This window comes from Kaistia terrae, assembly GCF_026344005.1.
GTDB classification, from domain to species: Bacteria; Pseudomonadota; Alphaproteobacteria; order Rhizobiales; family Kaistiaceae; genus Kaistia; species Kaistia terrae.
Window position 1 is genome coordinate 519,264 of sequence record NZ_JAPKNH010000001.1, and the last position, 26,331, is coordinate 545,594.

At 64.9% G+C, this 26,331-nt stretch carries 26 protein-coding genes and 1 pseudogene; 21 read left to right on the top strand and 6 right to left on the bottom strand.

Features of this window, described 5'->3' with window-relative positions; genetic code table 11:
- The first annotated feature begins 1 nt into the window (after position 1).
- On the top strand, positions 2-1,060 hold the full coding sequence (locus tag OSH12_RS02430) for a glycosyltransferase (RefSeq protein WP_266341907.1): 1,059 nt from the start codon (positions 2-4) through the stop codon (positions 1,058-1,060).
- Here OSH12_RS02430 and OSH12_RS02435 read toward each other — a convergent pair whose 3' ends face one another.
- Positions 1,061-2,158, bottom strand: coding sequence for an endo-1,4-beta-xylanase (locus tag OSH12_RS02435; RefSeq protein ID WP_266341908.1), 1,098 nt, complete (start codon positions 2,156-2,158; stop codon positions 1,061-1,063).
- Positions 2,159-2,312: 154 nt separating this feature from the next.
- On the opposite strand from OSH12_RS02435, the gene OSH12_RS02440 reads away from it, so the two are divergent.
- Entirely contained in the window at positions 2,313-3,104 is a 792-nt protein-coding gene (locus OSH12_RS02440) for a WecB/TagA/CpsF family glycosyltransferase (protein ID WP_266341909.1), read from the top strand.
- Between the two features lie 111 nt (positions 3,105-3,215).
- Complete coding sequence (locus OSH12_RS02445) at positions 3,216-4,415, top strand: glycosyltransferase (protein WP_266341910.1); 1,200 nt, start codon at positions 3,216-3,218, stop codon at positions 4,413-4,415.
- 3 nt (positions 4,416-4,418) lie between these two features.
- On the opposite strand, the gene OSH12_RS02450 is transcribed toward OSH12_RS02445, so the two are convergent.
- The gene (locus OSH12_RS02450) at positions 4,419-5,489 is read right to left on the bottom strand and encodes a glycosyltransferase (RefSeq protein ID WP_266341911.1); all 1,071 of its coding nucleotides are present in this window, start codon (positions 5,487-5,489) and stop codon (positions 4,419-4,421) included.
- 73 nt (positions 5,490-5,562) lie between these two features.
- Between OSH12_RS02450 and OSH12_RS02455 the strand changes: the two genes are divergently transcribed.
- The 5 genes from OSH12_RS02455 (at position 5,563) to phnE (OSH12_RS02475) (ending at position 10,953) form a co-directional block, all read left to right on the top strand.
- A complete protein-coding gene (locus OSH12_RS02455; RefSeq protein WP_266341912.1) occupies positions 5,563-7,029 on the top strand; it encodes a glucosamine inositolphosphorylceramide transferase family protein in 1,467 nt (488 codons plus the stop codon).
- Positions 7,030-7,243: 214 nt separating this feature from the next.
- Positions 7,244-8,050, top strand: a complete 807-nt coding sequence (phnC, locus tag OSH12_RS02460) for a phosphonate ABC transporter ATP-binding protein (protein ID WP_266341913.1) — start codon at positions 7,244-7,246, stop codon at positions 8,048-8,050.
- Positions 8,051-8,127: 77 nt separating this feature from the next.
- Complete coding sequence (gene phnD / locus OSH12_RS02465) at positions 8,128-9,066, top strand: phosphonate ABC transporter substrate-binding protein (protein ID WP_266341914.1); 939 nt, start codon at positions 8,128-8,130, stop codon at positions 9,064-9,066.
- 115 nt (positions 9,067-9,181) lie between these two features.
- Complete coding sequence (gene phnE / locus OSH12_RS02470; RefSeq protein ID WP_266341915.1) at positions 9,182-10,066, top strand: phosphonate ABC transporter, permease protein PhnE; 885 nt, start codon at positions 9,182-9,184, stop codon at positions 10,064-10,066.
- Entirely contained in the window at positions 10,063-10,953 is an 891-nt protein-coding gene (gene phnE / locus OSH12_RS02475; protein WP_266341916.1) for a phosphonate ABC transporter, permease protein PhnE, read from the top strand. Before phnE (OSH12_RS02470) ends, phnE (OSH12_RS02475) begins: the two co-directional genes overlap by 4 nt.
- Before the next feature lie 236 nt (positions 10,954-11,189).
- On the opposite strand, the gene phnF is transcribed toward phnE (OSH12_RS02475), so the two are convergent.
- On the bottom strand, positions 11,190-11,951 hold the full coding sequence (phnF, locus tag OSH12_RS02480; RefSeq protein WP_266341917.1) for a phosphonate metabolism transcriptional regulator PhnF: 762 nt from the start codon (positions 11,949-11,951) through the stop codon (positions 11,190-11,192).
- Positions 11,952-12,035: 84 nt separating this feature from the next.
- Here phnF and phnG point away from each other — a divergent pair, with 84 nt between their 5' ends.
- The 9 genes from phnG to phnN all read left to right on the top strand — a co-directional run bounded on the left by phnG (position 12,036) and on the right by phnN (position 19,013).
- A complete protein-coding gene (phnG, locus tag OSH12_RS02485; RefSeq protein WP_266341918.1) occupies positions 12,036-12,512 on the top strand; it encodes a phosphonate C-P lyase system protein PhnG in 477 nt (158 codons plus the stop codon).
- Positions 12,512-13,111, top strand: a complete 600-nt coding sequence (gene phnH, locus OSH12_RS02490) for a phosphonate C-P lyase system protein PhnH (RefSeq protein WP_266341919.1) — start codon at positions 12,512-12,514, stop codon at positions 13,109-13,111. Before phnG ends, phnH begins: the two co-directional genes overlap by 1 nt.
- A gap of 2 nt (positions 13,112-13,113) precedes the next feature.
- Entirely contained in the window at positions 13,114-14,208 is a 1,095-nt protein-coding gene (locus tag OSH12_RS02495; RefSeq protein ID WP_266341920.1) for a carbon-phosphorus lyase complex subunit PhnI, read from the top strand.
- Positions 14,205-15,110 carry an alpha-D-ribose 1-methylphosphonate 5-phosphate C-P-lyase PhnJ gene (locus OSH12_RS02500; RefSeq protein WP_266341921.1) on the top strand — a complete coding sequence of 302 codons (906 nt, stop codon included), beginning with the start codon at positions 14,205-14,207 and terminating at the stop codon, positions 15,108-15,110. Before OSH12_RS02495 ends, OSH12_RS02500 begins: the two co-directional genes overlap by 4 nt.
- Positions 15,110-15,607 (top strand): GNAT family N-acetyltransferase, encoded by a 498-nt coding sequence (locus OSH12_RS02505; protein WP_266341922.1) that lies wholly within the window; start codon positions 15,110-15,112, stop codon positions 15,605-15,607. The genes OSH12_RS02500 and OSH12_RS02505 overlap by 1 nt, the downstream gene beginning before the upstream one ends.
- Positions 15,604-16,392, top strand: a complete 789-nt coding sequence (gene phnK / locus OSH12_RS02510) for a phosphonate C-P lyase system protein PhnK (RefSeq protein WP_380223847.1) — start codon at positions 15,604-15,606, stop codon at positions 16,390-16,392. The genes OSH12_RS02505 and phnK overlap by 4 nt, the downstream gene beginning before the upstream one ends.
- The gene (phnL, locus tag OSH12_RS02515; protein WP_266341923.1) at positions 16,389-17,096 is read left to right on the top strand and encodes a phosphonate C-P lyase system protein PhnL; all 708 of its coding nucleotides are present in this window, start codon (positions 16,389-16,391) and stop codon (positions 17,094-17,096) included. The genes phnK and phnL overlap by 4 nt, the downstream gene beginning before the upstream one ends.
- 179 nt (positions 17,097-17,275) lie before the next feature.
- Entirely contained in the window at positions 17,276-18,442 is a 1,167-nt protein-coding gene (locus OSH12_RS02520) for an alpha-D-ribose 1-methylphosphonate 5-triphosphate diphosphatase (protein ID WP_266341924.1), read from the top strand.
- Between the two features lie 4 nt (positions 18,443-18,446).
- Positions 18,447-19,013 (top strand): phosphonate metabolism protein/1,5-bisphosphokinase (PRPP-forming) PhnN, encoded by a 567-nt coding sequence (gene phnN / locus OSH12_RS02525; protein ID WP_323180586.1) that lies wholly within the window; start codon positions 18,447-18,449, stop codon positions 19,011-19,013.
- A 2-nt stretch (positions 19,014-19,015) separates the two neighbouring features.
- Here the strand turns inward: phnN and OSH12_RS02530 are convergent, their stop codons facing one another.
- The 3 genes and pseudogenes from OSH12_RS02530 to arsK form a co-directional block, all read right to left on the bottom strand.
- Entirely contained in the window at positions 19,016-19,804 is a 789-nt protein-coding gene (locus OSH12_RS02530; protein WP_266341925.1) for a class I SAM-dependent methyltransferase, read from the bottom strand.
- Positions 19,805-19,900: 96 nt separating this feature from the next.
- Positions 19,901-20,161 carry a hypothetical protein gene (locus OSH12_RS02535; protein ID WP_266341926.1) on the bottom strand — a complete coding sequence of 87 codons (261 nt, stop codon included), beginning with the start codon at positions 20,159-20,161 and terminating at the stop codon, positions 19,901-19,903.
- Positions 20,162-20,268: 107 nt separating this feature from the next.
- Positions 20,269-21,482, bottom strand: a pseudogene (arsK, locus tag OSH12_RS02540) (arsenite efflux MFS transporter ArsK).
- 352 nt (positions 21,483-21,834) lie between these two features.
- On the opposite strand from arsK, the gene OSH12_RS02545 reads away from it, so the two are divergent.
- The 4 genes from OSH12_RS02545 to ugpC all read left to right on the top strand — a co-directional run bounded on the left by OSH12_RS02545 (position 21,835) and on the right by ugpC (position 26,311).
- Positions 21,835-23,184 carry an extracellular solute-binding protein gene (locus OSH12_RS02545; RefSeq protein ID WP_266341927.1) on the top strand — a complete coding sequence of 450 codons (1,350 nt, stop codon included), beginning with the start codon at positions 21,835-21,837 and terminating at the stop codon, positions 23,182-23,184.
- A gap of 189 nt (positions 23,185-23,373) precedes the next feature.
- Complete coding sequence (locus OSH12_RS02550; protein ID WP_266341928.1) at positions 23,374-24,258, top strand: carbohydrate ABC transporter permease; 885 nt, start codon at positions 23,374-23,376, stop codon at positions 24,256-24,258.
- A 12-nt stretch (positions 24,259-24,270) separates the two neighbouring features.
- On the top strand, positions 24,271-25,185 hold the full coding sequence (locus tag OSH12_RS02555) for an ABC transporter permease subunit (protein ID WP_266341929.1): 915 nt from the start codon (positions 24,271-24,273) through the stop codon (positions 25,183-25,185).
- Between the two features lie 16 nt (positions 25,186-25,201).
- Positions 25,202-26,311, top strand: coding sequence for a sn-glycerol-3-phosphate ABC transporter ATP-binding protein UgpC (gene ugpC / locus OSH12_RS02560; protein WP_266341930.1), 1,110 nt, complete (start codon positions 25,202-25,204; stop codon positions 26,309-26,311).
- Positions 26,312-26,331: the final 20 nt, after the last annotated feature.

Sequence of the window (26,331 nt, forward strand, 5' to 3'; positions counted from 1 at the left end):
AATGGCCGCCAATCCCGTCCTCTACGTCGACGAGAGCCATCTCGGCCGCCATGTAACCGGATTGGAACGGATCACGCTCGAGCTGTTCTCGGTTGCCGCGCTGGCGCCGCTTGCCGTCGAGCCGCTGCGCGCCTCGGGCGTTCGCGGCATGATCGTTGCGCAGACGCTTAGCCTGCCAGCGCGCCTGGCCGCCAATCGGAGAGCCCTTGCTCTCTGCCCGGGCTTCCCGCCTTCGATTCCACTGTCGCTCTTCGGCGACCGCGTGATTCCCTATATCCACGACACCTTCCTGCTGAGCCGCCCGCAGGATCTGAACTGGCGTGCGAAATACTATATGGCGCCCGCGTTTCGGTTCGCGTTGCGCCGCTTGCCGTGGCTGTTGGTCAATTCCGAGACGACGCGCGCGGAAGTCGCCTCTCGCGCCAATTCGCGTGCGGAGATCTCGCTCTATCGCCCGCGCATACGCGACGTCTTCGGAATCGCGGAACAGGCGCTACGCCCTAGAAGCTGGTTGCCGGGCCAGCCGCTACGGCTGATTGCCATTGGAACGGTCGAACCGCGCAAGAATTTGAGGGCCGCCGCTGCCATCGTCGCCGCCTTGCAGCAGAGCGGCATCGACGCGCAACTCGACATCGTTGGCCGCTTTGGTTGGGGCGACGAGATGGAAGCGCTGAAGGCGTCGCCGCACGTAACGCTGCACGGCTATCAGGAAGCGGATCGCGTTCGCGCTCTGATCGGCGAGGCCCACGCGCTCATCACGACGTCGCATGACGAAGGCCTCGGATTAACACCGCTCGAAGCGCAGCATGGCGGGCTCGCCGTCATCGCAACGGACATCAAGGTGTTCCGCGAAGCGCTGGGCGATTCTGGCCTGTGGATCGATCCCGCCAATCCGGGTTCCGCCGCCGCGATCCTTCGCGAGCGGTTGGCTTCTCCGGACGCGCTGGCCGCGATTGCCAGCAAGGCGAGAGCCAATCTCGAGCGATGGAACGCTTGCGCCGACCGGGATCGCCAACAACTGATCGAACGCCTCACCGCGAAGCTTGCTGCGCAGCGCTAACTAGAGCGCTCTCCCCTTCAGCGCCGTCACGATGGCGTCAAAGGCGGGCTTCTTGCGGAAGCCTGAATCGAAAGGCAGTGGGCGGGGTAGTCGGGTCGCGTCCGGGTTCGCTTCGCGGGCGGCGTGCTCATACCAACTCGCGGAATCGGCCAACTGCCAGGTGATGATGGTCTTCACTGCCGGGACGGTGAGCACAGCGTTCAGGAAGTCGCGATAGCGGGCGGCTACAGCGGCATCGCGCAATCCGATGTCGGCCGGAAAGCTACTGTCATCGACATCAAGCTCCGTGATCCATATGTCGACCTGGCGTTCGGCCAACTGGTGCAGGAAGTCGACGAAGCCAGCATCGTCATGGGGCCGCGCTGGGTCGAGATGGCCCTGCAGGCCCACCGCATCCAGCCGTACCCCGTCATGCTGCAGCCGATCGACCAGGTTCAATAGCCCGGCGCGGACCCTGGCGCCGTCTTCTGTCCAGACCTCGGTCATCGTTTCGTTGAGCACCAGTCGTGCATTTGGGTCCGCCATCTGCGTCCGCCTGAAGGCGCGGCTTACATAGTCCTGGCCGAAAGCTTGCAGCCAGGGGCCGTCGCGAAAATCGCCGGGCAGTCCATGTCCCGGCCAGAACGGCTCGTTGACGACATTCCAGGCTGTCAGCTTACCGGCGAAGTAGGCAACAGTTTCGTCTATGTGGCGATCCAGCGCCTTCTGCTTGCCGGACTTCGACAGTGCCATCAGCCAGTCGGGGCGACTTTCGTTCCAGGCGAGCGAATGGCCATGGACGGGAAGACCTGCCTCGTCGGCAAAGGCAAGGATGGCATCGGCGTCCCCAGGATGGAAGCTGTCGGCCTCAGGACGGAGATTGCCGAAGACCATCGCCCAGTCGACAGTGAAGATGCGCGCCTGCTCAAGATAGAGCGTTGCCTGGGCCGGGCTCGTCAGCGTATCGGCGGCGATGGAGGTGCCAAACGTGATCGCGGATTTCGCAGCGATCGCGCCCAGGGTCTTGTCTTCGGGCGCGGCTTCCGCAGCCGCGGAGGTTAAAAGCGCGGCGGACAATCCGGCTCCCGCGCCAAGAATATCGCGACGCGACAGCGTCATTGCGGTTCCTCCAATGCCCGGTTCCGGTCTTCTTAACCTTCTTGGCTATATCGGTAGCGCACCACACAATGCAAAAACAGCGCCCGGATGTTCGATGACTACAGCCGGGCCTTCCAGGGTATGATGCACTTCATGGCGATGAGAGCCTGCAATCATGTCAATTCCTGACGGCCTTCCGCTACCAGCTCCGCTCGATCTGGTGCGTATCGGCGACGGGCGCATCAATGTGGGCGCACAGGATGAACTCATTGCTCGTGTTGTCGCCGACGCCCGGGGAGGTATCGGTGGCTCGGTCTTCACGCTCAATCTGGATCATCTGGTCAAGCTTCGCGACGATGCGCGGTTTCGCACTGCCTACCAGCGCGCGACTTATGTGACCGCCGATGGCGCGCCGGTCGTCAGGATGGCGCGCGGGCTTGGCGCACCGGTCGATCTCGTCACCGGGGCCGATCTGGTGGTGCCGCTCTGCGAGGCGGCGGCGAACGCGGGTGTCTCCGTGCACCTCTTCGGCACCTCCGACACGATCCGCAACGAGGCGGCGGCAAAGCTGACCGCGGCCATTCCGGGCCTTGTCATCGCAGGCTCGGAATCGCCTCCGCGCGGCTTCGATCCGGAGGGCGAGGACGCACGCGCCGCCGTCGAGCGGATAGTCGCTTCAGGAGCCGGCGTCTGTTTCGTAGCCCTCGGTGCGCCGAAGCAGGAACTGTTTGCCGACTGCGCCGTCTTGCGTTCGAGCGGCGTCGTGTACATCTGCATCGGTGCTGCTCTGGATTTCATTTCGGGTCACAGCAAGCGTGCGCCGCTGATTTTCCGGCGCACCGGCTCGGAGTGGGTCTGGCGCTTCATCCAGGAGCCGCGACGGCTCGGCATGCGCTATGCCCGCTCGATGACCTACTACATCCGCTATCGCCTAAGGCGGCAGGGCTCGCCCGGCAAGGACGTCTAGAGCGCTTCTCCGTGTATCCGGAACGGTGCGATTCTCCAGATTCTTGGCGGGCATGTTTTCTTCACGGGAACCGATATTCACTTTGCTCGAAAACGCTCCAAGGAATTCATCGTGCATCGGCTGACCATGCTTCATCCCATCGATCCGCGTGGCTCCAAGGTCGGCGGCATCGAGACCCACGTCCGGTTGATGTTCGAGCGCCATCCGCCGGATTTCTCGGTGCTGCTGGTCGGCGTCGACGAGCGCGGCGATCTGGAGCTTGGCAAGGTGGTCAAGTTGCCGGTCGGCGACCAAACGATCGATTTCCTTCCCGTTGTCCATATCCCCGACAAGGAAATCCACGGCGCGGCCAAGAAGCTCTGGCAATCGGTGACGTTGCGCTTTGCGCTCGGTGCGCTGCGCTATCTGCCGACCGTCCGCCGCGAGGGCGCGGCGGCACAGGCGACGACCGAGTTGCAGCGTTTTGAATTCGCGCCGATCGGGCGGATGCTCGGACGCCCCGTCGTCCAGCTCGTGCATGGCGAAGGCAGTCGCAAGGATCAGATGGATTCGCTGATCAAGCGCTTCTGGTACATCAACGCCGTCAACGAGCGCATCGCGCTGCGACTGGCGAGCCGCATCGTCTGCGTCAACCAGAACATCATCGAGCGCTTTAAGAAGGTCATGCCGCAACTTGTTGCGAAATCTGAGCTTCTAACCGTTTCCGTCGATATGGATCGCTTCGCGCTGGCGCCGTTTCCCGAGGGCGATGTTTTCCGGGTCGTCTTCGCCGGTCGCCTGGATGCGTTCAAGGATCCGTCACTGATGTTCGAGACGATGCGCCGGCTGCATGAGGCGCGGGGCGGGCGTTTCGAGTTCCACTATATCGGCACCAGCGATCCCCATCGCTTCGCCGAGTTCCCCGCGATCGAGCCCTTCACCATCCGCCACGGCTTCCAGAATTCCAAGGGCGTCGCCGCGATCATGCGGCAATGCCATTCCGGCGTGCTGACCTCGTTCTTCGAGGGAATGCCCTGCTATCTGCTCGAATCGCTGTCGACCGGTCGTCCGGTCGGCGCCATTCGCCTGCCGCAGTTCGATCCGCTGATCATCGATGGTGAGAGTGGGTTCCTCGTCGAACGGCCGGCCGATCCGGTCGCCTCTGCCGAGGCAATGACGGCGGGCTTCCTGAAGCTCTGGGACGAAATCCAGTCCGGGCGGCTCGACCCGGCGGCGATCCGCGCCAAGGCGATTCCATATTCGACCAAGGTGCAGATGCCTAAATTGTTCGAGCGCCACCGGCAATTGGCGGCGGCTGTCGCCCGGGCTTAAGCCTCAACCCTTGCGGACGATATCGTCGAGCAGAGACTGCCAGGCCGCGAAGCCGGCATCGCTGGAAAATAACTTTGCCCGACCGATGCGCGGTGCCGGGTCGCCCGGGTCGGCAAGGGTGGCGTCGATGGCGCGCGCCATCGCTTGTGTGTCTCCAATCGGCACGATCTTGCCGAATCGGTCACCTGCCAGAATTTCTCGCGGACCGGCACAAGCCGTCGCGACGACCGGAAGTCCGGCCGCCAGCGCTTCGACGGCGACCATGCCGAATGCTTCCGTTCGCGATGGGATCACGCAAAGTCGGGCTTGGGCGTAGAGCGGTCCAGGATCCGTATAGCCCACGAGTTGCACCCGCTCCTCGAGCTTGTTCTCGCGGATCAGCGTTTCAAGCGCGCCGCGTTCCGGACCTTCTCCTGCGATTGTCAGGGTGGCATGGTGGGTTGCTACAAGAGCAAATGCCGTGATCAGGTCATCAAAACCCTTTTCGCGAGACAGCCTACCGACGGCGACGATGCTGGGTGGCCGCGCCGTAAGCGATGCGGCGTTGATATCGGTCTCCGTGATGGGAACCGGATTGTAGATCCGCACCGTCTTCCCGGCTTCCGCGCCCCAGCGATCGATCATCACCATTTTCAGCGTCTCGGAGACGCAGACAATCCGGCTGCAGAGCTTCGTCAGCACCGGCATGCCGTAATAGGCAGCCGCGCTCAACTTGCCGGTTCTGTATTCCTCGAAGCCATGGAACGAGACGACCAGCGGCACGCGGCTGCCGGAGATCACCTTGGCAAGTGCCAGCTTGGTGGCGCTGCCAGAAAGGGCGGAGAGCGCGACATCCGGCTTGAGGCGGCGTAGCAGCCGGGCGAGGTCGAGCACATTGGCCCGGTTGCCCGGACGCAGTATTTCGACGCGCACGGCCGGATCGAGCGGCGTTGTATCATCGCCCGAGCCATCGACGGCGAGGATGACCTCGTCGCCTTGTGACGCGAAATGGGAAGCGAGCAGCGCCCAGACGCGTTCCGCACCGCCGCCACCAGCGAGAGACCGCGTGTAAAAGAGAAACTTACGCTTTGCCATTAGCCTGCTCGTTCCGTGCGTACTGCACCGAGCCGTAAAGCCGAATGCGCCCCGCGCCAAGGAGAGAGATGCCATGCGGATCGATATCCGGCTCGACCCGTCCAATCTGCGTGGCTGGCAGAGCGAAGTTGTCGCCGGATTGAAGGCGCTGCCGGAATGCGAGATCCGGCTCTCCACGGGAAGGGCCACCGGCGGCCTACCGAAATCCGCCGATACGCTATTCTGGCTGGAGCGCACGCTTTTTCATGCCGAGCACGGCGCGCTGGCGATGGTGGCCGACTGGCCGGACATGCCGATCGCGGATAGCGACTGGAGCCCTGATCTCCGGATCGATCTTTGCGGCGACGGGACTTCCGAGGGCGCGTCGATGGGCGTCCTGAGCCTCCGCTGCGATGGCGAGGCGCCGGAGGTCGGGGCGCTGGCCGCCGTGCTCGATGAACGCGCGCCTTACATGCACACCTGTCTCGCGCTCGACGGCGCGGTGCGCATACTTTCCGTCTGGCGTCCGGCGGTCGAGAATCCGCGTAGCGCGATCGCCGCGCTTGGGATGTTGCTGGGTCGCGCCGCCCACATGCTGGTGCATGACGCGGCGCGCCTCGTGGAGGGCGTCCCGGCCGGTAGCCTTGCCGCGCCGCCTCTTCCGGACACGCTGGGCCGCTCTGCGACCAGCTTCTTCGCGGCATCGCTGGCCGCGCGCGTGCGAAATCGGATCGAGCGGCAACTCGGCCGCGCGCCAAACTGGTTCGTCGCCTGGCGCGAACGGACGGGCGGTGAGGAATTGCCGGTGATCGGCCCGGCAGGTTTCCGCCGCCTCGCCGACGACGGCCAGCGCTTCTACGCCGATCCGTTTCTGTGGGAGCAGGGCGGTCGGCGGTTCCTGTTCGTCGAAGATTTTCCCTATGCGACGGGCAAGGGCGTTCTTTCGCTTGGCGAGATCGATGCGGCTGGAAACGCCACGACGCCGCGCGTCATCTTCGAGACCGATTGTCATCTCTCCTATCCGTTCGTTTTCGAGCATGACGGCGCGGTCTGGATGATCCCGGAAACCTCGTCGCGCCGCACGGTCGAACTCTACCGCGCCGACCCGTTCCCGGATCGCTGGACGCTGCATTCGGTGTTGCTGGAGGACGTCGATCTTGGCGATGCTACCTTGCAGAAGGTCGGCGACACCTGGTGGATGTTCGCCGGCTCGCGCGAGCGCTGGACGTCGAGCTGGGACGCGCTGTCGCTCTATCGCGCGCCGTCGCCCTTCGGGCCGTGGCAGGCGCATCCCGGCAATCCTGTGATGGTCGATCTCCACGCGGCACGTCCCGCCGGCCGAATCCTCGATATCGGCGGCCGACTGGTGCGGCCGGTGCAGAATTGCGACGGGCTCTATGGCGCGGCGTTGGGCTTTGCGGAGATCCGCACTTTGACGCCGGAGACCTATGCGCAGACGTTGTCGGCGACGGCGCTGCCCTGGGGCGACAATACCGGGCTGCATACCTTCAACCGCAGCGCCACTTTGGAGACCATAGACCTGTTCGGCCCACGCGGCTGAAGGACTGCGAGCAACGATCGGGCCTTGGGAATTCTGGCGATGAAATCCATGCGCCGAAAACGCGTTCGGCAATCATGACACATCGATGAATGAGCCGGCGAACCGGATTTTCTTAGTCTATTCGTGCGCTTCGACAGTGATCCACAGGGGAGGTCCGCTGTCACAAAAGATTTGCTTCGAAAATGCATGATCCGCCCAATCGGGAGATCATGATATGTTGGTTCTGGACGGCGTCGCACGACACTTCAACAACAAGGCAGCCGTCAGCGACGTCAGCCTGACGATCGGTTCTGGCAGCTTTGTTGGCGTGATCGGCCGTTCCGGCGCCGGCAAGTCGACGCTGCTGCGCATGGTCAACCGCCTCGTTGATCCGACCGCTGGCTCGATCCGCTTCGGCGATGTCGACGTCACCAAGCTTCGCGGCAAGGAGTTGCGCGACTGGCGCGCCCGCTGCGCCATGATCTTCCAGCAGTTCAACCTGGTCGGTCGCCTCGACGTGCTGACGAACGTGCTGATGGGCCGCCTCAACACCGTCTCGACGCCGCGCTCCCTGCTGCAGCTCTGGAAGGACGAGGATCGCGCCGTGGCGCTTTCGGCGCTGGAGCAGTTCGATATCTCGGCGCTTGCCGCGCAGCGCGCCGACAGCCTTTCCGGCGGCCAGCAGCAGCGCGTCGCCATTGCGCGCGCGCTGGTGCAGGAGCCCGAAATCATCCTCGCCGACGAACCGATCGCCTCGCTCGACCCGCGCAACACCAAGGTCGTGATGGATGCGCTGCTGCGCATCAATCGCCACTACGGCATCACCGTCATGTGCAACCTGCACTCGCTCGATCTGGCGCGCACCTATTGCGACCGGCTGATCGGCATGTCGGCCGGCCGCGTCGTCTTCGACGGCGTTCCCGAAGAGCTGACCGAGGATGTCGCCCGCGATCTCTACGGCCTCGAGGCCGATGATGTTCTCGATTTCGATCCGGCGGTTGCGCCGGACCGTTTCCGGGGCGCAATCGCCGCCGCGGCGTGATCCCCAAACTGCTTCCAAATCGGTGTCGATGCGGCACCGACAACACCAAAACTACCGCCAAAACCTGGAGACTACCGATGTTGAACCGTCGCACCCTTATCGGCGCCGCTGTCGCTGGCCTTGCGCTGGCCGGCGTTGCTTCGCCCGCTTTCGCTGACTGGAAGGCCGATTTCCCCGAGCTGACGATCGCCGTCATCCCGGCCGAAAACGCATCGACCACCGCCGACCGCTACCAGCCGCTGGCCGACTATCTCGGCAAGCAGCTCGGCGTTCCGGTCAAGCTGGCCGTCGCCACCGACTACGCTGCCGTCATCGAGGCACAGCGCGCCGGCAACGCCCAGATCGCCATGTACGGCCCGGCTTCCTACGCCCGCGCCGTGCTGACCGGCGTCGAAGTCGACCCGGTCGTCGTACCGCGCCATTCGAACGGCGCCACCGGTTATTATTCGGTCATCTACACGCTCGCCAACGGCCCCTACAAGTCGATCGACGACCTGAAGGGCAAGACGCTGGCGCTGGTCGACTCCAACTCGACCTCGGGCAACAACGCACCGCGCTTCTTCCTGCATCGCGATGGCAAGGACGTCGACTCGTTCTTTGGCAAGGCGATCTTCGCCGGCAGCCATGACAACGCCGTCCTCGCGCTCGCCCAGGGCACCGTCGACGCCGCTGCCAATTCCTGGAACTCGGAAGACGATTCCAACCTGACCCGCATGATCTCCAAGGGCATTCTCAAGAATGCCGACGGCAAGCCGATGACCAAGGAAGACTTCCGCGTCGTCTTCAAGACCGACTTCCTGCCGGAAGGCCCGTTCTCGGTCCTGTCGGCTCTGCCGGCCGACCTGAAGGCCCAGATCAAGCAGGCCTTCCTCGACATGCCGAAGAACGACGCCAAGGCGTTCGCCGGCCTTTCGGACGGCAAGGATACCGAGTTCGTCGCCGTCGAGCCGGCCGCTCTGCAGCCGATCATCGACATGGTCAAGTTCAACGACGAGCAGCGCAAGAAGGGCTCCTGAGCCTCTTCAAGCCTTTCGAGAGGCGGCCGGTTCATCCGGCCGCCTTTTTTGTAACCGGCCGCATGTCGCGGTTGTCCGTCCCTCGGGGCGGATGAAAAACAAGCGGAGACGGCTCTTGGCGACCGCCATTGCAAAGCTTCCGGATCACCAGGCGGCGGCCTTGAGCCGGGCTTATGCCAGCTCCGTCGCTGCCAAGCGGATGAAGACGCTCGCCGTCCTCGTTGTCTTGGCGGTGCTGATCTTTATCAGCGGCCAGATGGCGGACATCCGCCCGTGGAAGCTGATCACCAATATCGGGAATTTCGGCTCCTTCATCGGCCGTACGCTGCCGACGCTGACATTCGGTAATTTCTTCGCCGACATGAAAGCCTGGTACTGGAATTTCGGCGACTGGTTCCAACTGCTGGTCGAGACCATCCTGATTGCCTATCTCGGCACCTTCATCGGCGGCATACTCGCCTTCTGCCTCTGCTTTTTCGCCTCGGCCAACCTCGTTCGCAACAAGACGACGCGGTTCGTCGCCCGGCGCTTCCTCGAATTCTGCCGCACCGTCCCCGACATCGTCTTCGCGCTGATCTTCGTCATCGCCTTCGGCCTCGGGCCGATGGCGGGCGTGCTGGCGCTGACGATCCACACGGTCGGCGCCTTGGGAAAACTGTTCGCCGAGGTGGTCGAGAACATCGACATGAAGCCTGTCGAGGGACTTCAGGCGACCGGCGCCTCCTGGCTGCAGACGGTGCGCTTCGGCGTGCTGCCGCAGGTCTCGTCCGGCTTCGCCTCCTACGCGCTGCTGCGCTTCGAGATCAATGTGCGCGGCGCGGGCGTCATGGGCTTCGTCGGTGCCGGCGGCATCGGCCAGGAATTCCTGATCGCCATTCGCAATTTCTACTACACCGACGTCAGCGCCATCCTCCTGATGATCATCACCACCGTGATCCTGATCGATCTCGGCACGGAGCAGGTTCGTCATCGGCTGATCGGCATGGAGCGCATGCGATGAACACGGCTTCTACAGCAATTTCCCCCGGCAAGCGTGCCATCCGCGAAACGGCGCTGGCCGACCTCGACGGCCTCCGTCGACGTCACCCCGGCGCTTTCGCCAAGTCGGCGATGCGGCGCGCGTTCATGATCGGCCTGCCGCTCGTGATGGTGCTGCTGGCGTTCGGGGCTATGGTCTGGCTCGATTTCTCGCTGGTGCGGATCTGGAACGGCTTGCACCGGCTTGGCCAGTTCGCCGTGCTGATGATCCCGCCGGCGCCCGAAGGCCGGTTCATGGCCTTTTCCATCGCGCTTGGCGAGACGCTGGCGATCGCCTTTCTCGGCACGCTGACGGCCGCGATCCTCGCCTTTCCGGTGGCGTTCCTGGCCGCCAAGAACGTCATTCCCAACATCTTCGTCCATTTCGGCGCCCGCCGGACCTTTGACGTCTTCCGCTCAGTCGATACGCTGATCTGGGCGCTGATGTGGATCAATGTCGTCGGCCTCGGCCCCTTCGCCGGCGCGCTCGCCATCGCCTGTGCCGATTTCGGCGCATTCGGAAAACTGTTCTCCGAGGCGATCGAGGCGACGGACGGCAAGGCGACTGAGGGCATCGCGGCGTCCGGCGGCAGCAAGGCGCACCAGGTGCGCTTCGGCCTCGTGCCGCAGGTACTGCCGGTGATCGCCAGCCAGGTGCTCTACTTCTTTGAGTCGAATGTCCGCTCGGCGACGATCATCGGCATTGTCGGCGCCGGTGGCGTCGGCGCCTATCTGACCGAGCTGATCCGCGTGCTCGAGCTGAAGCAGGTCGCCTTCCTGATCCTGATGATCCTCGTCACCGTCGCGGTCATCGACTTCATCTCGTCGAAGCTGCGCATGGCGGTGATCGGCAAGTCGAAGATGGTGTGAGGGCGGGTTCCAGCCTGTCAGGTCCGCAAGGCGGTGCGTGCTTCGAGACGCCCGCCTAGCGGGCTCCTCAGCATGTTGAGATGGAGGTCTGCTGACCGGTTTTGGTCGTCGCAGGCCTCTTCCTATTGGGGAAGGCTTTCAAACCCAGCATGCTGTGGAGCCGCTCGCAGAGCGGCGTCTCGAAGCGCGCACAAACCTTCACCTCTCTCTCAGGGAGAGGTGAAGGGGAGGACGCCTCAGCTCTCGATCACCAGCTCCGTCCGGTCGGCGGAAAACGCCGCGCGGGTGAACTGGATTGGGGTGCCGGACGGATCGACATTGATGCTCTCGACCGTCAGGAGCAGGCGACCCGGCGCGAGATCGAGTTTCTGGGCCTCCTCGACACCTGCCGGCCGTGCCGTGATCCGCGTTTCCTGCCGGCGATAGTCGCTGACGCCGCAGGCTTCCAGCGCCTTTGTTACCGTGCCGACCGCGCGATAGGCCTCGACCAGACCGGCGAAGCGGGGCAGGGGGAAGTAGGCATTGCCGAGCGAGATCGGGCTGCCATCGGCCATGCGGACCGTATCCAGCCGGACAACCGGCGCGCCTTCCGCGATCGCCAGCGCCTTGGCAACCCCGGGATCGGCAGCCGTCTCATAGGCTTCCAGCAGCTTGCCGCCTGCCTCGCGCCCGGCGCGGGAAACGTTTTCCGAGAAGCGGGTGCGTGCGCCGATCGGATAGGGCATCGGCCTGTCCTCGACGAAGGTGCCGCGCCCCTGCGTGGCGCGCACGAGGCCGCGCGACGCGAGCTCGGAAAGGCTGCGCCGGACCGTATGGCGGTTGACCGCGAAGCGGGTGGCGAGTTGGCTCTCTGTCGGCAGCTGCATTCCGGCCCGCAGGCGTTCGCTGCGGATATCCGCCTCGATCTCGTCTGCGATCTGCCGCCAGGCGGCGATGCCGCGGCCGCGGGCCACTTCCGTCACGCCGTTGTCGTCGGCCGGGAGCACTGTGTCTGTCATCAAATCGTCACTGGACCTATTCATGCAGTTGTCTATATCATTAGACAACTCGAATGAGAAGCCTCGTAGGTGATGGATCTGGTCATGCGACATGAAGCGAACGGCGCCAAGCCGGCAATCGACCCCGATATTGCCGCCCGGCAGGCGGTGATGGCGACCTGCACCGGCGCAACGGCCGCCGAACTCGAGCACGCGTTGCAGGGTCTTGGCGAGGCTCCCTCGGCAAGCGATTTGCGCGGTACCGAGAACGGCCTCGTCATGCTGCGCGGCCGGATGGGCGGCGATGGCCGCGCCTTCAACCTCGGCGAGGCGACGGTGACGCGCGCTGCCGTTCGCCTGGACGATGGCCGCACCGGCTTCGCCTACCAGCTCGGCCGCGATACCGCCAAGGCGCGGATCGCAGCCATTCTGGATGCGCTCTGGCAGGGTCCGGAACGCGCCGCCGTCGAGAGCGTGCTGACGCCGATCCGCGACCGGATCGCCGGGGAAGCCGCCGCCAAGGCCCGTCGCGTCGCCGCGACCCGGGTCAATTTCTTCACCATGGTTCGCGGAGAGGATTGATGTCCGCCCTCGCTATCACCGCCGGCTTTGCCGATCCCGTCATCGAGGCGCAGGCGCATTTCCATGCCCTGATGAACGCGTTGGCGCGTCCGGGTTCGATCCAGCCTTTCCCGGCAGCCCTCGACGCCCCCGCGCCGCTGACGCCGGAACTCGCCGCCGTCGCGCTGACGCTCGCCGATCATGAAGCGACGCTCTGGCTCGACGAGACGCTGGCCGCCTCGAAGTCGGTCGTCGACTATCTCCGCTTCCATACTGGCGCCCGTCTGGTCGCCAATCCGTCCGACGCCGCCTTCGCGCTGGTGGCCGACGTGGCGGCCATGCCGTCGCTCGCAAGCTTCGCGCAGGGGACGGACGAATATCCCGATCGCTCGACGACGATCATCGTCGCCGTCGAGACGCTTGCCGCCGGCGGCGAACTCGAACTCGCCGGCCCCGGCATCGAGGATCGGACCCGCTTCGATCTCTCCCCCCGCCCTGCGGGCCTTGCCGCTCAACTCGCCGCCAACCGCGCGAAATTCCCGCGCGGCGTCGATCTGGTTTTCGTCGGCGCCCGCGAAGTCGCGGCGCTGCCGCGCACGACACTCGTTTCGGAGGTCTGATCATGTATGTCGCCGTCAAGGGTGGCGAGGAAGCGATCGACAATGCGCATGGGCTGCTCGCCCATGAGCGTCGCGGTCCCGTCTCGGTCCCCGATCTCTCCCCCGACCAGATCGAAAACCAGCTGGCGCTCGCTGTCGACCGCGTCATGGCCGAAGGCTCGCTCTATGATCCGGCGCTGGCCGCGCTCGCGATCAAGCAGTCGCGCGGCGATCTGATCGAGGCGATCTTCCTCGTCCGTGCCTTCCGCACCACCTTGCCGCGCTTCGGCAATGGCGAACCGGTCGATACCAGCGCCATGGCGATCGAGCGCCGCATCTCGGCCACCTTCAAGGATCTGCCCGGCGGGCAGGTGCTTGGGCCGACCTTCGATTACACCCACCGCCTGATCGATTTCATGCTGGCCGCCGGCGTTACCCCGCCGGCACCCGCCGAGGTCGAGACCGATTTCGAGGCGACGCCGCGCGTCACCGACCTGCTCGACGGCCAGGGCCTGATCGAGGCGGAGCTTCCCGACGATACCGCCGAAGTTGGCGACCTGACCCGCGCGCCGCTCGATTTCCCGGCCGACCGCGATTTGCGCCTGCAGGCGCTGGCGCGCGGCGACGAGGGCTTCCTGCTGGCGCTCGGCTATTCGACCCAGCGCGGCTATGGCCGCACCCACCCCTTCGTCGGCGAAATCCGCTTCGGCGAGGTGATGGCCGAGTTCGTGCCGGAGGAGCTTGGCTTCGCCGTGCCGCTCGGGCCGGTGACGCTGACTGAATGCCAGATGGTCAACCAGTTCCACGGTTCGGCCGAGCTGCCGCCGCAGTTCACCCGCGGCTATGGGCTGGTGTTCGGCCAGAGCGAGCGCAAGGCGATGGCGATGTCGCTGGTTGACCGGGCGCTCCGCACCCGCGAGTTCGGCGAGGACATCACCGCCCCGGCGCAGGACGAGGAATTCGTGCTGTCGCATTGCGACAATGTCCAGGCGACGGGCTTCGTCGAGCATCTGAAGCTGCCGCACTATGTCGATTTCCAGGCCGAGCTCGGGCTCGTCCGCAAGATGCGCTCCGAATATGCGGCGCGCCAGCAAGAGCTGAAGGAGGCGGCCGAATGAGCGCCGTGGCAGCACCGCAGGCGAGCGGCTACAATTTCGCCTATCTCGACGAACAGACGAAGCGGATGATCCGCCGCGCGATCCTGAAGGGGATCGCGATCCCCGGCTATCAGGTTCCCTTCTCCAGCCGCGAAATGCCGATGCCCTATGGCTGGGGCACCGGCGGCGTGCAGGTGACGGCGGCGATCATCGGCCCGGATGACGTGCTGAAGGTGATCGACCAGGGTTCGGACGACACCACCAACGCCGTCTCGATCCGCAAGTTCTTCGCCAAGACGGCGGGCGTCGCCACGACGACCGAGACGAAGGACGCGACGATCATCCAGACGCGCCACCGCATCCCGGAACGGCAGCTGACGGAAAAGCAGACAATCGTCTTCCAGGTGCCGATTCCGGAGCCGCTGCGCTTCCTCGAGCCGCGCGAGACCGAAACCCGCAAGCTGCATGCGCTCGCCGACTACGGGTTGATGCATGTGAAGCTCTACGAGGATATCTCGCGCCACGGCCACATCGCCACGACCTACGACTATCCGGTCGAGGTGGCGGACCGCTACGTCATGAACCCGTCGCCGACGCCGAAATTCGACAATCCGAAGATGCACATGTCGCCGGCGCTGCAATTGTTCGGCGCCGGTCGCGAGAAGCGCATCTATGCCGTGCCGCCCTTCACCAAGGTGCGCAGCCTCGATTTCGAGGATCATCCCTTCGAGGTGCAGAAGTTCGACAAGCCCTGCGCGCTTTGCGCCGCGACCAATGTCTATCTCGACGAGGTCGTGCTGGATGATCGCGGCGGGCGGATGTTCGTCTGCTCGGACTCGGATTATTGCGAGGAACGCCGCGCCGATGGCCATCGCGGCGAGCTTTCCGGCGAAGCGCCGCACCTCGTCGGGGGAGCGGCGTGATGGCGGACATCCAGGTTCGCAATGCGACGGAGGCCGATCTGCCGGCGCTGCTCGCACTCTATGGCCAGCCGGACTTCAACAATGGCCGCGTCACCTCGCTTGAAGTGGCGCAGGCAACGCTCGCCCGCATGGCGCAATATCCCGATTTCGCCGCCTATTGCGTCGAGGCGGATGGCCAGATCGTCGGCACTTTCTCGCTGATGGTGATCGACAATCTCGCCCATTGGGGCATGTCGTCGGCGCTGGTCGAGAACGTCGTCGTGGCGAATGGCCATCAGGGCGAGGGCGTTGGCCGCGCCATGATCCAGCAGGCGTTTCGGCTGGCGGAAGCGAAGGGCGCTTACAAGGTGGCGCTTTCGTCCAACATCAAGTCGACCAAGGCGCACGCCTTCTACGAAAGCCTCGGCTTCGAGAAATACGGCTTCAGCTTTCGGCTGGAACCCGTTTCCGGCAAGCGCGCCCCTCAGGTTGAACTCATCGACGGAGCCGCATCATGATGGCGAAGCTGAACGACAAGCCGCTGCTTTCCGCCCGCAATCTCGGCAAGCATTACGGCCAGCGGCTCGGCTGCCGCGATGTGAACTTCGACCTCTATGAGGGCGAAGTGCTGGCGGTGGTCGGCGAATCCGGCTCGGGCAAGTCGACCCTACTCAGCCTGCTCGCCACCGAGCTTCCGCCGACGGCTGGCGCCGTCAACTACCGGATGCGCGACGGCGAGACGCGAAACCTGTTCGACCTCACCGAGGCCGAGCGTCGCTTCCTGCTGCGCACAGACTGGGGCTTCGTCCGCCAGGATGCGCGTGATGGCCTGCGCATGGGCGTCTCGGCCGGCGGCAATGTCGGCGAGCGGCTGATGGCGGTCGGCGGCCGGCATTATGGCCGCATCCGCGACACGGCGAGCGACTGGCTCAACCGGGTCGAGATCGAGCCGGAACGCATCGACGACCTGCCGAAGAGCTTCTCCGGCGGCATGCGCCAGCGCCTGCAGATCGCCCGCAATCTGGTCACCCATCCGCGCCTCGTCTTCATGGATGAGCCGACGTCGAGCCTCGACGTTTCGGTGCAGGCGCGCCTGCTCGACCTGATCCGCGGCCTGGTTTCCGAACTCGGCCTCGCGGTCATCATCGTTACCCACGACCTCGCCGTCGCCCGCCTGCTGTCGCACCGGATCATGGTGATGCGGCAAGGAAGGGTGATCGAGACCGGCCTCACCGACCAGGTGCTGGACGATCCGCGCGAAGCCTACACCCAGCTTCTCGTTTCCTCGGTGCTCGCAGCATGACCCAGAACCTCGTCACCCTCGAAGGCGTCTCCAAGGCCTTCACTTTGCATCTGCGCGACGGCATGAAGATCAGCGTCGTCGACAACGTCTCCTTCGCGGTGAAGCCCGGCGAATGCGTCGTGCTCGGCGGTCCCTCGGGCGCCGGCAAATCCTCCATTCTCAAGATGATCTACGGCAACTACCGCTGCGATCACGGCCGCATCCTAGTGCGCGATGGCGATGAGCAGGTCGATGTCGCCAATGCCGAGCCGCGCCGCATCCTGGCGCTGCGCGGTTCGGTGATGGGCTATGTCAGCCAGTTCCTGCGCGTCATCCCCCGCGTCTCGTCGCTCGATATCGTCGCGGGCGCCGCGACCGATAGCGGCGTGCCGCAGCCCGAGGCCTGGGCGCGGGCCGAGCGCCTGCTGACGCTCCTGAACGTGCCGGAGCGGCTCTGGAGCCTGCCGCCGGCAACCTTCTCCGGCGGCGAGCAGCAGCGCGTCAACATCGCGCGCGGCCTCGCGGCGGATCGGCCGATCCTGCTGCTGGACGAACCGACCGCCTCGCTCGACGCCGCCAACCGCGCCGTCGTGGTGCGGCTGATCGAGGAGAAGAAGCGGGCAGGGGCGGCGATCATCGGCATCTTCCACGATGACGATGTCCGCGAGCTGGTGGCCGACCGCATCGTCGACGTGACGGAATTCGCCTCTTCCAAGGCGGCCTGAGGCTCCGACTGGTGCGTGGTTCGAGACGCGAACCTGCGGCTCGCTCTTCACCATGTTGAGGCCGGAGGAAGCCGGAACTCACGAACCCCAACATGGTGAGGAGCCCGCGAAGCGGGCGTCTCGAACCACGCACGAACCCAAACTTCGCCACGGCGTGACGAATGAACGAGAACGAGACCATGACCGAACCGACTGAATTCCTGATCGAGAATGCCAGCCTCGTCTTGCCCGATCGCGTGGTGGAAAAGGGCTGGGTCGCCGTCGCCGATGGCAGGATCGCCGAGATCGGCGAGGGTGACGCACCCGAGCGCGGCATCGACTTTGCCGGCGATCATCTGGTGCCGGGCCTCGTCGAATTGCACACCGACCACCTCGAGGCGCATTTCGCGCCGCGCCCGCACGTGCGCTGGCATGCGCTGTCCTCGGTGATGGCCTATGACGCGCAGATCGCCGCCGCCGGCATCACCACCGTGTTCGACTCGCTCCGCGCCGGCTCCGACGCTGACTCGGCCTCGATCGGCACCGATCTCGCGGTGCTGGCATCGGCAATAGAGGAAGCCCGTGCTACCGGCCACCTGCGCGTCGATCACCGCACGCATCTGCGCTGCGAGATCGCCTGTGACGACGTCATCGAGCATGTCGAGGCCTATGCCGCGCTCTACCCGATCCACATGATGTCGCTGATGGATCACACGCCCGGTCAGCGCCAGTTCAAGGATCTCGAGACCTGGCGCCGCTACTACATGCGCAAGAAGCCGATGTCGGACGAGGACGTGAACCGCTTCGTGTCTGCTCGGCTCGAACTGCACGCCAACAATGCCGGCCCGAACCGCCTGAAGCTGGTGGAACTCGCGGCAGCGAAGGGAGCGGTTCTGGCAAGCCATGACGACGCCACGGTGGCGCATGCGGCGGAAGCCGTCGGCAATGGCGTCGCACTTGCCGAGTTCCCGACCACACTCGAGGCCGCCGAGGCGCTGAACCAGGCTGGCATCAGTGTCATCATGGGCGGTCCGAATGTGGTGCGCGGCGGCTCGCACTCCGGAAATGTCGCAGCCGAAGATCTCGCACGCGCCGGCTTTCTCGATATTCTGTCGTCGGATTATGTGCCTGCGAGTCTGCTGATGTCCGCCTTCGAACTGCCCCGCCGTATTCCGTCGATCGACCTTGCGGCGGCGATCCGCACCGTGACGCAGACGCCGGCCCGCGCCACCGGGCTGACGGATCGCGGCGCGATCGAGAAGGGCCTGCGCGCCGATCTCGTGCGCGTGCATGTCAGCGGTCCCGATAGCGCCAATCCGACGCCGATGGTGCGCCGGGTCTGGCGCGAGGGCGAACGGGTTTCATGAGGGCATGATGAGCATGGGTGTATTGGTGGCGGTGGTCGGGCCGAGCGGTGTCGGCAAGGACACTTTGCTCGGCTACGCGAAGGCCGCCCTGGCGGGGGAGGAAGGCTTCGTCTTCGTGCGCCGGCTGGTGACGCGCGGCGAAAATGCCTTCGAGGACCACGATACGCTGGACGAGGCAGCCTTCGCGCATGGTGTCGAGACCGGCCAGTTCGCCGTGTGCTGGCGCGCGCATGGCCTCGGCTATGCGCTGCCGATCGACACGCTGGACGCGGTCGAAGGCGGCGCCGTCGTCATCTGCAATTTCTCGCGCGGCGCCATCGACGCGGCGCGGGAAAGGTTTCCGCAGGTTCGGGTCGTCGCGATCTCGGCTCCCGACGCGGTGCTGGCGGCGCGTCTCGCGGCCCGGGGACGCGAGAGCGACGATGGCATCGCCGCGCGTCTGGCGCGCGAGGCGATCTGCGCGAGTGAGATCCAGCCGGATCTGAACATCGTCAACGACCGCCCGATCGATCAGGCCGGCGGCGAACTGGTTGCCTATCTCCGAGGCTTGCGGGTCGGAGCGCTGGCCTGACGTTAGCTGGGCCTGCGCGCGCGGACGTGCAGGAAGATCGGGGCGACCCGTGTGTCGGCGATGATCGGTTCCGCCGCCGCCTGCGCCTCGGTCGCCCTTGGCTCGCCGAAGGCTTCAATGACGAGCCCGGCGTCGACGATCATCGACACCCAGTCGGTGAGGGTTCGGTGGAAGCGCGGGACGCAGAATGGCTCGACCTTGCCGCGCTCGTCCGCCGGCAGGGACGAAAACCACCAGGTCTCGACGGCGCCGTTCGTCTCTTCGAAATAATCGGCAACTTCGATCGCACGCGGCACGCCCTCTGCGTCGCGGATGTTTCGGCGGCGCGGTGGCACGAAGCAGGGATGCAGGATCGAGAACTGCAGGAAGCCGCCGGGGCGCAGCACGCGCTGCGCCTGCCCCAGCACGGCGTGCTGGTTGGGCATGTCCATCAGCGACATGAAGGCGGTAGCGAAATCGAAGCTGGCATCGGCGAAGGGCAGGGCCATGCCGTCGCCAAGCTGGTAGCGGATGCCGAGCGGATCGGCAGTCTCGCTGTCCTGCGCGTGGCGAAGGAAGGTGGGCGCGATGTCGACGGCCGTCATCTTCGCGCCCAGCCGCGCGAGCTGACGAGTGTTCGAGCCCTCGCCACAGCCGATATCGAGGCCTTCAAGCCCGTCGATCGGCGGCAGCATTGCCAGGAAGGCCGGCGTGTTCAGCGCATCCCGATAAACGTCGTAGCCGGCGCGCGAATGACGGGTCCAGGCTTCGGCATTGGCTTCCCAATGCGCGGCGACGATCGAAGGGTCCATGGGGCAGCGCCTTCCTGCTCGTGAGGGGCGCGCCTTTCAACAGATCGGGAACCGCCTGTCAAGCCGGCGGTTGCTGAGGGGAGCGGTCTCTACCGCTCAGTCCGTGACAGCGTCCCAGGGCAGGTCCGCGATGCGGATCGGCCAACGCTCGAACACCAGCGTTTCCTCGTTATCGGCGGAGCGCTCGAAGACGCGCGCGGCCATGCCGAGTTCAGCAGCGGAATGACCGAGATGCTTGGCCATCGACACTGCGACGTCATGCGACGTGAAAGCTCCGATTTGCGATCCGCTCTGGCTCACGATCGCATAGCCCCGGTCTTCATTGGGCTGAACATAGTAGACCGCCGAATCAAACACTTAACGTCTCCTTAAGCTCTTAACGATGCTTAACTGAGTCGGCCGGTCGTGTGTGCGGCTAAAGCACGTTGTACGGGAATTTCGGTCGAGTTGGGAGAAGACTGTGTCTATTCGGTCCGCCGCTTCGGCAGGGAGTGTCGGTCGGCGCCACCAATCGCCAGGAAGGCGAGGACGGCGAGGGTGCTGAGGACCGCGATGATCGAAAGCGCGACCGGGTAGCCGAGGTGCTCCGTCATCAGCGCGAACGCGAAGGGCGCGGCCGAGGAGACCACCAGTCGTACCGAGGTGACCCGGCCGAGCCGCTTGCCATAGCCGTCGCTGCCGAAAAGCTCGAGCGGCAGCGTTCCCTGCACGATGCTGGAAAGTCCCGAACTCAGGCCGAAGACGATCGCAAAGGCAAAGGCGCCGACGAGGTTCGGCGCGGTGGCGAGCAGGATCACGGTAGCGAGCGGCAGGAAGGCGGAGGCGATGACGGCCAGCGTCCGTTGCGACAGCCGGCCGCCAAAGGTCATGTTGGTGAAGCGGCTCAACACCTGCGCTGGGCCGAAAACCGAGGCCACCAGCACGCTGGCATTTGCGAGGCCGAGCCCGGTCAGCATCGGCAGCATGTGGACCAGGAAGGTCGAGGTCACGAAGCTCTGGATCGCGAAGCCAACCAGCATCAGCGCGAAGGCGCGGGGCCTTGCCGCGCTCTCGATGATCCCCGCCACCGACGCGGCGCCCGGCGGCGCATGGTCCGGCAGCGTGCGTCGGTCTGAGATGGCGCGCGTCTGCACCATCAGCCAGCCATGCACCGGCAGGCAGATGAAGAGATGCATCGCCGCGAACAGCCAGTAGACCTCGTGCCAGTCGAGATGGGCGTGCAGCGCCGTGGTGAACGGCCAGAACAGCGTCGAGGAAAACCCGGCCATCAGCGTCAGGTACGTGATCGAGCGCTGAGCCCGAGCGGGATCGAGTTGCACCAGCAGCGTGAACGAGGCGCTGTATTGCACCAGCGTCGAGGCGATCTGGATGGCGATCAGCCCGAGCACCAGCATCGTGCGGCTGCCAGACATCGCGCAGAAGGTGAGGGCCACCGCCGCCGTCAGCGAGCCGATCGTCATGATCCGACCGGCGCCGCGCCGGTCGATCCAGCCGCCGACCCAGGGCGCGCAGAGGCCGCCGGCCAGCAGCGAGACGGAGAGGGCGCCGAAGATCCATTCGGTAGAAAGCCGAACTCGCGCGCCATTGCCGGCGCCAGGACGCTGAAGCTGTAATAGAGCGTGCCGTAGCCGATGATCTGGGTCAGGCCGAGGGCGAGGACCGCCGTGCGGGAATTCATGGTCGATCGCCCTGGAAGGTGCCCGTCTCGGGCAGTTTCCGGCACCGCGCGACCTCTCGCGCCGTGATTCGTGCCGGTCACGGTTCTATGCGCGCTCCCGGCCCGAAAGGACAGCCGGAAACAGGCGGATACGCGGTCTTTCGCCAGGCGTGTAGCGACGGCGGATCGTGCCGCACGGAGCCGGGCGGGAACGTATCAACAGGGGACGGACAGGCTTGTCGTAGCGTCGGGCGAGCTTCGTATCGGCTTCGTTCTCCCCTTAGCCGGCGTGTCATCCGAGCGTTACGGGCGGCGGGCTAAGCGGTGGCCGTCGCGCCGGACCCCGGCGCTCCCTTTCCTTCGTGAGGCTCTCATGAACGCCAAATTCCTCGGCGCCGTCGGCACCTTCGCCGTTGCCGCGCTGCTCGCTGGCCCGGCCGCGGCCGACAAGACCAAGATCGATTTCTGGTTCGGCAATTCGGGCGATATCGCCAAGCGCGTCCAGGAACAGTGCGAGCGTTTCAACGCCAGCCAGGCCGACTATGAAGTCGTCTGCACCAGCCAGGGCACGTATGACGCCTCGCTGCAGAACACCATCGCGGCCTTCCGCGCTGGCCAGCAGCCGACCATCGCCCAGGTTTCGGATGCCGGCACGCTCGATATCATGCTGTCGGGCGCCTATTACCCGGCCAATAAGCTCATGACCGACATGGGTTATACGGTCGATTGGAAGGACTATTTCTCCGGCATCGCCAGCTATTATGCGACGTCGAAGGGCGAGATGTACTCGTTCCCCTTCAACTCCTCGACCGCGCTGCTCTACTGGAACAAGGACGCCTTCGCCAAGATCGGCAAGGACCATGCTCCGGCGACGTGGGAAGAAGCCGCAGCCGATTTCAAGGCGCTGAAGGCGGCCGGCTATGCCTGCCCGCTCGGCTTCAACATCTCGCGCGACGAAGTCTGGCAGCTTGGCGAGCAGTTCATGGCTGTCCATGGCGAGCCGGTTGCCACCAAGAAGAACGGCTATGAAGGCCTCGATGCCGAGCTGACCTTCAACAAGGGCAAGTGGGTCCAGTTCGTCAAGGATCTCAAGGGTTGGTACGACAATGGCGAAGCCGCCATCAAGTCGAAGGAAACCGGCCAGACCTTCGTCGAAGCCTTCGCCAATGGCGATTGTCAGGTCATCCTGACCTCGGTCGGCGACCACGGCAATATCGGCCGTACCGCCAAGGAAGGCATGAACTGGGACGTCGCCATGCTCCCGGTCTATGAGGGCACGCAGCGCAAGAGCTCGTTCGTGGGCGGCGCATCGCTCTGGGTCCTGACCGGCAAGTCCGACGCTGAATACAAGGGCGCAGCCGCCTTCTTCGACTTCATCGCCAAGCCGGAAGAAGCGCTGACCTGGTCGACCGTTACCGGCTATATCCCGGTCCGTAACTCGGGCTTCGAATATCTAAACGAGCAGGGCTTCTACGGCAAGGCGCCGTACAAGGGCCGCGAACTGGCGATCTCCAGCTTGACCGCTTCGCCGGCCGATGACGCCGCCCCGCATGGCATCCGCCTCGGCGGCCTGCTGCAGATCCGCCAGGAAATCTCGAACGGCCTCCAGGCGATCTTCATCAAGAACGAAGACGTCCAGGCCTCGCTCGACACGGCGGCCGATCGCGGCAACCAGATCCTGCGCAAGTTCGAGCAGACCTACTCCGGCAAGACGCTTCCGTAGTCGTCGCACCGAGCTCCCACCCCACCCTCCTCGCCAAGGCGGGGAGGGGCATGGGAGGCCGGGCGGAAGGTGGCCCGTTCACGTTCCGCCTATTCCTCGATCCGGCCGTGTGCCCCATGCGCCGAGCCGGATCCAGGTTGTCGTCGCCCCGTCGCGGGGCGCCGGCCGCCTGAAGAATGAGACCGTCCAATGGAAAAGCGCGCTACCTTCTCCTCCACGACGATCGGCCTGCTGTTCGCGGCGCCGATGCTCGTGCTGATCTTCGTCTTCTTCTACTGGCCGAGTGGCCAGGCGCTCTATTGGGCCTTCACGCTGGAACAGCCCTGGGGCGGTGGCAACACCTGGGTTGGCCTGCAGAATTTCCGCCAGCTGCTGATGGATCCCTATTACTGGGGTGCGATCTCGCGCAGCATGGTGTTCGGCCTGGGGGCGACCAGCATCGCCATGGGCGTCGCCCTTCTGCTGGCGCTGTTCACCGATCGCGAGATGCGCGGCCACAAGGCCTATCGCAGCATCTTCATCTGGCCCTATGCCATCGCGGCGCCGGCGCTTGGCCTCGCCTTCCGCTTCATCCTCGCGCCCGAGGCCGGCTTCCTGTCGCTGATCAACCAGATCTGGCCGGGACTGTGGAATCCGGCGCTTGATGGCACCGACGCGATGATCGCCGTCATCGTCGCCTTCTCGTGGAAATATATCGGCTACAACTTCATCTTCTTCCTCTCGGCGCTGCAGAGCATCCCGCGCTCGCTGATCGAGGCGGCCGCGATGGACGGCTCCGGCCCGATGCGCCGCATGTGGGATATCCAGTTGCCGCTGCTGACGCCGACCCTGTTCTTCCTGCTGGTGATCAACATCACCGAGAGCTTCCAGGACTCCTTCGGCATCGTCGACATCATGACCCAGGGTGGCCCGGCGAGGGCGACCGAGCTGATGGTCTACAAGATCTATTTCGACGGTTTCAAAGGCCTCGACTATTCCGGCGCTGCCGCGCAGTCGATCATCCTGATGGGTCTCGTCGTCCTCCTCACCATCGTGCAGTTCCGCTTCGTCGAGCGGCGCGTGCACTACAAATAGGGGGCGGATCCGATGGTCGAACGCACACCCATCTTCAACGCCATCTGCCAGATCGTCCTCTTCATCGGTCTGCTGACGGTCCTGCTTCCCTTCGTCATCGTCATCGTCGCGGCGACGCACGATATCCGCGCCGTCAACACGGTGCCGATGTCGATGGTGCCAGGCTCGGAGCTGTTCACCAACCTGCACGAAGCCTGGGTCCGGGCCGATCTCGGCCGCAAGCTGCTCAATTCGTTCCTGTTCGCGGGGACGGTGGCGGCCGGCAAGGTGCTGCTGTCGTCGATGGCGGCCTTCGCCATTGTCTATTTCCGCTTCCCCGGCCGGATGCTGATGTTCTGGCTGATCTTCATAACGTTGATGCTGCCGCTCGAAGTGCGCATCGTGCCGACCTATGCCGTCGCTGCCAATGCACTGGCGCCGTTCCAGGCGATCCTCAACATCACCGGCATCACGTGGCTGATCCAGACCGTCTCCGGCCTGCAGGTTAAGCTCGAATGGGGCCTGCTCAATTCCTATACTGGCCTGATCCTGCCGCTGGTCGCGACCGCCACCGGCACGTTCCTCTACCGCCAGTTCTACCTGACGGTGCCGGACGAACTGGCGGAAGCCGCCAAGATGGACGGCTCCGGCCCGGTGCGCTTCTTCGTCGACATCCTGTTTCCGCTGTCGAAGCCGAACATGATCGCGCTCTTCACCATCATGTTCGTCTGGTCGTGGAACCAGTATCTTTGGCCGATGCTGATCACCACAGATCCGAATTTCGGCATCGCCGTGACACAGCTGAAGCACCTCATTCCCTCCGAATTCGGCTTGCCGGACTGGAACGTCGCCATGGCGGGGACGCTCATCATCATGGCACCGCCGCTCATCGTCGTGATCTTGATGCAGCGCTGGTTCGTGCGCGGCCTGATTTCGACCGAGAAGTGATTGAAAGGACAATCCGATGTCATCGATTGCCATCAAGGGCGTCAAGAAGGCCTATGCCAAGAACGCCGTTGTGCACGGAGTGGACCTCGAGATCGCCACCGGCGAGTTCATTGTCATTCTCGGTCCGTCCGGCTGCGGCAAGTCCACGCTGCTGCGCATGATCGCCGGGCTCGAGGATATTTCGGGCGGCGAGATCTGGATCGACGGCAAGCTGGTCAACAAGATGGAGCCGCGCGCGCGCGGCTGCGCCATGGTGTTCCAGAACTACGCGCTCTATCCGCACATGACGGTGGCCGAGAATATCGGCTACGCGCTCAAGGTAGCCGGCGTGCCGAAGGCCGAACGGATGAAGCGCGTCGCCGCCACTGCCAAGGTGGTGGGCCTCGAAGCCTTCCTCGACCGCCGGCCGGCAGCCCTTTCCGGTGGCCAGCGCCAGCGCGTCGCCATGGGCCGCGCCATCGTGCGGGAGCCCAAGGTGTTCTTGTTCGACGAGCCGCTCTCCAACCTCGACGCCAAGCTGCGCGTCGCCATGCGCGCCGAGATCCGCCGCCTGCACCGTCGCCTCGGCGCCACCTCGGTGTTCGTCACGCATGACCAGACCGAGGCGATGACGCTGGGCGACCGGCTGGTCGTCATGAATGGCGGCCGGATCGAGCAGGTCGGCACACCGGCCGAAGTCTATAACCGCCCGGCCACCCGCTTTGTCGCCAACTTCGTGGGCTCGCCATCGATGAACCTGATGGAAGGCTCGATCGATCGGCATGGCGTCTTCGTCTATGACGAGCAGCGCCGGATCCCGCTGCCGGGCGCGATCGATGCCCGTCTCGTCGGCCACAAGGTCACGCTCGGTGTCCGCGCCGAAGCCGCCAGGCTTGTTGCTGCCGGTACGCCCGGCTCGCTCCCTGCCACGGTCGATTTCATCGAGGAACTCGGCGCAGGGCGTGTTGTCCATACCGATTTCGACGGCCTGTCGTTCGCCGTGGCGCTCAGCGACCCGGCCGCATTCGAGACCGGCGACACCGTCGGCGTCATGATCGATCCGGCCGACGTCCATCTGTTCTCTGCCGAAAGCGGCGCCCGCATCAACGCGCTGGCGCAGCTCCCACCGGTTCCTGTCGCGTCCTAATCAAACTCACGAGAGACTTG